This window comes from Xanthomonas sp. LMG 12460 (assembly GCF_009192895.1).
Lineage (GTDB): Bacteria > Pseudomonadota > Gammaproteobacteria > Xanthomonadales > Xanthomonadaceae > Xanthomonas_A > Xanthomonas_A sontii.
Genome location: NZ_NKUH01000127.1, coordinates 1 through 5,802, shown reverse-complemented (window position 1 = coordinate 5,802; position 5,802 = coordinate 1). Strand labels below are relative to the sequence as shown.

Sequence of the window (5,802 nt, the reverse complement as noted above, 5' to 3'; positions counted from 1 at the left end):
TCCTTGGCCAACACCTACGCACGTCTGCGCGCAGCGGGCAAGCCGGCCAAGGTCGCCATCGTCGCCTGCATGCACAAGTTCCTGCGCTGGCTCAATGCCATCGCGCGCGATCAGGCCCCGTACGCTCCTCCTGTCATCGCAGGTGCATGACAGTTGACTCCTACAAGTGCGCCAGCCATCGCGATGATGGAGCCCGGATGGGAGCATCGGGATTGGGGATTGGCAGAAACGCATCCGGCCTGCGGTGAGACGCCCTCGCAAACGATATCGGTGGGCCAGCCGCCGCACGAAAAGGCCAACGCCAACCACGCCTCCCGCCCGCTCACTCGCGCGGCGGCAGCACCGACAGCACTTCCTCGATGGTGGTCAGCCCGGCGGCCACCTTTTCCAGGCCGGCGCGGCGCAGCGTGCGCACACCCTCGTCCTGGGCGGCGCGGCTGAAGCCGGCCAGGTCCATGTCGGCGCGGATCAGGGTGCGCAGGCGCGGGGTCACCGGCAGCAGTTCGTACAGGCCGACCCGGCCCAGGTAGCCGGTGCGGCGGCATTCCAGGCAGCCGACCGGGGCGTAGGGTTGCAGTGTCTCGGGCAAGGCCTCGCCCGGTTCGCGCAACGCGTCCCACTCGTGCGCTTCCAGGGTGTGCGGGCGCTTGCAGTGGCCGCATAGGGTGCGCACCAGGCGCTGCGCCAGCACGCCGTTGAGGGTGGAGGCGACCAGGTAATGCGGCACGCCCAGGTCGAGCAGGCGGGTGATCGCCGAGGGCGCATCGTTGGTGTGCAGGGTCGACAGCACCAGGTGGCCGGTCAGCGAGGCCTGCACCGCCATCTGTGCGGTTTCCAGGTCGCGGATTTCGCCGATCATGATGATGTCCGGGTCCTGCCGCAGCAGGGTGCGCACGCCGCTGGCGAAGTCCAGGTCGATGTTGGCCTGCACCTGCATCTGGTTGAACTCGGTGGCGATCATCTCGATCGGATCTTCCACGCTGCACACGTTCACGTCCGGCGTGGCCAGGCGCTTGAGCGTGGAGTACAGCGTGGTGGTCTTGCCCGAGCCGGTGGGGCCGGTGACCAGCACGATGCCGTGCGGGCGCTCCACCAGCGCGTTCCAGCCAGCCGCTTCCTGCGCGCTGAAACCGAGCTGGTCCACGCTCTTGAACGCGGCATCCGGGTCGAAGATGCGCATGACGCACTTCTCGCCGAAGGCGGTGGGCATGGTCGACAGGCGCATCTCGGTCTCGCGCCCGCCGGGCGAGCGGGTCTTGATGCGCCCGTCCTGCGGGCGCCGCCGCTCGGCCAGGTCCATGCGCCCGAGCACCTTGATGCGGCTGACGATGGCGGTCATCACCGCCGGCGGCACTTCCAGCACCTTGTGCAGCACGCCGTCGATGCGGAAGCGCATGCGCCCGGCCTCGCGCCGCGGCTCCAGGTGGATGTCGCTGGCGCGCTGCTCGTAGGCGTACTGCAGCAGCCAGTCGACGATGTGCACGATATGGTGGTCGTCGGCGTTGACGTCGCCGCCGCGGCCCAGTTCCACCAGTTGCTCGAAGCTGGGCAGGCCGCTGCTCTGTTCGGTGCGCCCGTCCTTGGCGCCGCGCACCGAGCGGGTCACGCCGAAGAACTCCATCGTGTAGCGATGCAGGTCCAGCGGGTTGACCACCACCACCTCGATGCGGCGCCGCGCCAGGTGCTGCACGTCGCCGAGCCAGTCCAGCGCCAGCGGTTCGCTGGTCGCCACCAGCAGACGCTCGGGCTGCAGGGCAAGCGGCAGGATCCGGTGGCGGCGCGCATAGGCGTGCGAGACCACGCCGGTGACCGCGGCCACGTCGACCCGGGTCGGATCGATGCGCAGGTAACGCAGGCCGCAGCGCTGCGCCAGCCACTCGGTCAGCCGTTCCAGGCTCAGTTCGCTGCCGGGCGGACGGGTGGCGGCCAGTTTCAGGTTGGACAACAGCACCAGCGGATGCACGTCGCTGACGGTGCGTGCGGTCTGTGCCGAGAACTGCACGCGGCCGCGTTCGGCCGGTGCGACCAGACCGTCGGCGAGCAATGCGGCGGCCACACGCTCGAAGCTCAACCGGCCCGGCGGCAACGCCACGGTGGGCTCGGCGGGCGACGACGCGGGCGGCGCGGCAGGGCGCGAATCCATGGTCCAGGTCCGGTACGCGGAAGTCCCCGCGAGTCGGTCGCTATACTAGCGCACCCCTCAACCGGCCCCCTGCGAGATGTCCGTTTCCCGGTCCGTTCCGATCACGTTCCAGGGTCTGATCCAGACCCTCAACCAGTTCTGGGCGCAGCACGGCTGCGTGCTGATCCAACCGTTGGACCTGGAAGTGGGCGCCGGCACCTTCCATCCGGCCACCTTCCTGCGCGCGCTCGGGCCGGAGCCGTGGAACGCGGCCTACGTGCAACCGAGCCGGCGCCCCACCGACGGCCGCTACGGCGAGAACCCGAACCGCCTGCAGCGCTACTACCAGTACCAGGTGGCGATGAAGCCGAACCCGGACAACATCCAGCAGCTGTACCTGGATTCGCTCAAGGCGCTGGGCATCGATCCGCTGGTGCACGACCTGCGCTTCGTCGAGGACAACTGGGAATCGCCGACGCTGGGCGCCTGGGGCCTGGGCTGGGAGGTGTGGCTCAACGGCATGGAAGTCACCCAGTTCACCTACTTCCAGCAGGCCGGCGGCCTGGAGTGCAAGCCGGTGCTGGGCGAGATCACCTACGGTCTCGAGCGCCTGTGCATGTATCTGCAGAACTGCGACAACGTCTACGACCTGGTGTGGACCTACGGCCCCGACGGCACGCCGGTCACCTACGGCGACGTCTACCACCAGAACGAGGTGGAGCAGAGCGCGTACAACTTCGAACACGCCAATGTGGCCGAACTGTTCCACCGTTTCGACGCGTGCGAGCAGGAAGCGCAGGCGCTGGTCGAGGTCGGGCTGCCGCTGCCGGCCTACGAGCAGGTGACCAAGGCCAGCCACGCCTTCAACCTGCTCGATGCGCGTCGCGCGATCTCGGTGACCGAGCGCCAGCGCTACATCCTGCGCGTGCGCGCGCTGGCGCAGGCGGTGGCGAAGGCCTACTACGCGCAGCGCGAGAAGCTGGGCTTCCCAGGCGTGAAGCGCTGAGGCGCGGCCGATGCGACCTGATCGGGAACTGTTCGTGCTGCTCGGCCTGCTGTGGTCGGCGCCGGTGGCGTTCGGCTACTTCTGCGCGTGGTGGGCGCAGCAGCGCGGACGCAGCGCCTTCGGCTGGTTCCTGTTCGGCTGCTTCCTGCTGCCGGTGGCCGGATTGTGGCTGCTGGCGATCAACGGCGACGACCGCGATAGCCGCGGCAAGCCTAAAGACAAATCGATTGGGCGCGGCGACCTGCTGGCGACCCGGAAGGACGTGATATGAGCATGCACCCCCTGCTGATCGAACTGGGCACCGAGGAACTGCCGGTCAAGGCATTGCCGGGCCTGGCCCAGGCGCTGTTCGACGGCGTGATCGCCGGGCTGGAGAAGCGCGGCATCGCGGTCGAGCGCGGCGACGCCAAGCCGCTGTCCACGCCGCGCCGGCTGGCGGTGCTGCTGCCGGGCGTGGCCGTCGAGCAGCCGGAGCAGCGCGCGGAAGTGCTCGGCCCCTACCTCAACATCGCGCTGGACGCGGACGGCCAGCCGACCAAGGCGCTGCAGGGGTTCGCCGCCAAGGCCGGGATCGACTGGACCGCGCTGGAGCGCACCAGCGACGCCAAGGGCGAGCGCTTCGTGCACCGTGCGGTGAACCCGGGCGCGCGCACCGCCACGCTGCTGCCGGAGATCCTGCGCGAAGCGATCGCGGCGATGCCGATCCCCAAGCCGATGCGCTGGGGCGACCACGACTACGGTTTCGCCCGGCCGGTGCAGTGGCTGGTGCTGCTGTTCGGCAGCGAGGTGGTGCCGATGCCGTTGTTCGGCGTGGAGGCCGGCCGCGACAGCCGCGGCCACCGCTTCCTGCACGACGCGCCGGTGCCGCTGGCGCAGCCGGGCGACTACGTGGCCGCACTGCAGGCCGCGCAGGTGCTGGTGGACCCGGACGTGCGCCGCGCGCGCATCGTCGCCGAGGTCGAGCAGGCCGCGCGTGAGGCCGGCGGCAGCGCGCGCATCGCCGAGGACAACCTGGAGCAGGTGGTGAACCTGGTCGAATGGCCGTCGGCGGTGCTGTGCAGGTTCGAGCCGGCGTTCCTGGCGGTGCCGCAGGAAGCGCTGATCGAGACCATGGAGAGCAACCAGAAGTTCTTCCCGGTGCTGGACGACGGCGGCAAGCTCACCGAGCACTTCATCGGCATCGCCAACATCGTCTCGCGCGATGTGGCCGAAGTGGCCAAGGGCTACGAGCGGGTGATCCGCCCGCGCTTCGCCGATGCCAAGTTCTTCTTCGACGAAGACCTCAAGCAGGGCCTGGAGGCGATGGGCGCCGGCCTGGCCAGCGTCACCTATCAGGCCAAGCTCGGCAGCATCGCCGACAAGGTGCAGCGCGTGGCCGCGCTGGCCGAGGCGATTGCCGCGCAGGTCGGCGTAGACCCGGCGCAGGCGCGCCGCGCCGCCGAACTGAGCAAGAACGACCTGCAATCGCGCATGGTCAACGAATTCCCGGAACTGCAGGGCATCGCCGGCCGCCACTACGCGCTCGCCGCGGGCGAGCCCAGCGAGATCGCCCTGGCGATCGACGAGGCCTACCAGCCGCGCTTCGCCGGCGACGACATCGCGCTGTCGCCGCTGGGCAAGGTGCTGGCGATCGCCGAACGTCTGGATACGCTGGCCGGCGGGTTCGCCGCGGGGTTGAAGCCCACGGGCAACAAGGATCCGTTCGCGCTGCGGCGCAATGCGCTGGGGTTGGCGCGGACGGTGATTGAGAGTGGGTTTGATGTTGATCTGGAAGAAATGCTGGGCTCTTCTCTGATCAAGGTTCAACACGCACTTGCTGACGTTAGCGCGCGCGAGAAGATTCAAGCGCTTATTGCTGCGAAGAAAGCAGGAATCAAGACGTCGTCCGGCGTGACTGTATCGGCGTCGCTGAAGGGTTCTCTTGCAGAAGAACTTTACGACTTCATCCTCGACCGCCTGCGCGGCTACTACGCCGACAAGGGCGTGCCGGCGACGCAGTTCAACGCGGTGGCGGAACTGAAGCCGGCCTCCCTGTACGACTTCGACCGCCGCATCGACGCGATCGGCACCTTCGCCGCGTTGCCGGAGGCCGAGGCGCTGGCCGCGGCCAACAAGCGCATCCGCAACATCCTGCGCAAGGCCGAGGGCGAGATTCCGGCGCAGGTCGACGCGGGCCTGCTGCGCGAGCCGGCCGAGCGCGCGCTGGCCGAAGCGGTGGAAGCGGCGATCGCCGAGACCGACGGCGCGCTGCGCCAGCACGACTACGTGACCGTGCTGAACTTCCTGGCGCGGCTGCGCCCGCAGGTGGACGCGTTCTTCGACGGCGTGATGGTCAACGCCGACGACCCGGCACTGCGCCGCAACCGCCTGGCCCTGCTCAAGCGCCTGGGCGACCGCCTCGGCAGCGTCGCGGCGATCGAGCACCTGTCGGCGTAAGCAGCAGAAGCGTCGAACCAGAGACGGGCCGCCTTGCGCGGCCCGTTCTCGTTTTGCGGGTGGAACTCCCGCGGCAATGCGCGGCGCCAATGGCTTCGGCACACCGCAATGCGTCGGGACTGAAGTCCCTCCCACAGTGCAAGCTCCCTGCTGCCCGCACGCCCTGAAGGCGCGTTCGCTTGCGTCCTTCACAACAACGTGTGCAAGCGCCCGCCCTAAGCCCCTCTCCCCTCGGGAG

4 protein-coding genes are annotated in these 5,802 nt (G+C 69.1%); 3 read left to right on the top strand and 1 reads right to left on the bottom strand.

Annotated elements, in window-relative coordinates; genetic code table 11:
* Nucleotides 1-322: 322 nt before the first annotated feature.
* A complete protein-coding gene (locus CEK66_RS19465; protein WP_152238000.1) occupies nt 323-2,143 on the bottom strand; it encodes a GspE/PulE family protein in 1,821 nt (606 codons plus the stop codon).
* Between the two features lie 76 nt (nt 2,144-2,219).
* Between CEK66_RS19465 and glyQ the strand changes: the two genes are divergently transcribed.
* From glyQ to glyS, 3 genes are read left to right on the top strand one after another with little or no spacing between them, the layout of a single operon-like run.
* Nucleotides 2,220-3,128 (top strand): glycine--tRNA ligase subunit alpha, encoded by a 909-nt coding sequence (gene glyQ / locus CEK66_RS19460; protein WP_019801178.1) that lies wholly within the window; start codon nt 2,220-2,222, stop codon nt 3,126-3,128.
* 10 nt (nt 3,129-3,138) lie between these two features.
* Nucleotides 3,139-3,399, top strand: coding sequence for a hypothetical protein (locus tag CEK66_RS19455; RefSeq protein ID WP_017912106.1), 261 nt, complete (start codon nt 3,139-3,141; stop codon nt 3,397-3,399).
* Nucleotides 3,396-5,564: a glycine--tRNA ligase subunit beta gene (gene glyS / locus CEK66_RS19450; RefSeq protein ID WP_152237999.1), complete on the top strand. Its 2,169-nt coding sequence runs from the start codon at nt 3,396-3,398 to the stop codon at nt 5,562-5,564. The genes CEK66_RS19455 and glyS overlap by 4 nt, the downstream gene beginning before the upstream one ends.
* Nucleotides 5,565-5,802: the final 238 nt, after the last annotated feature.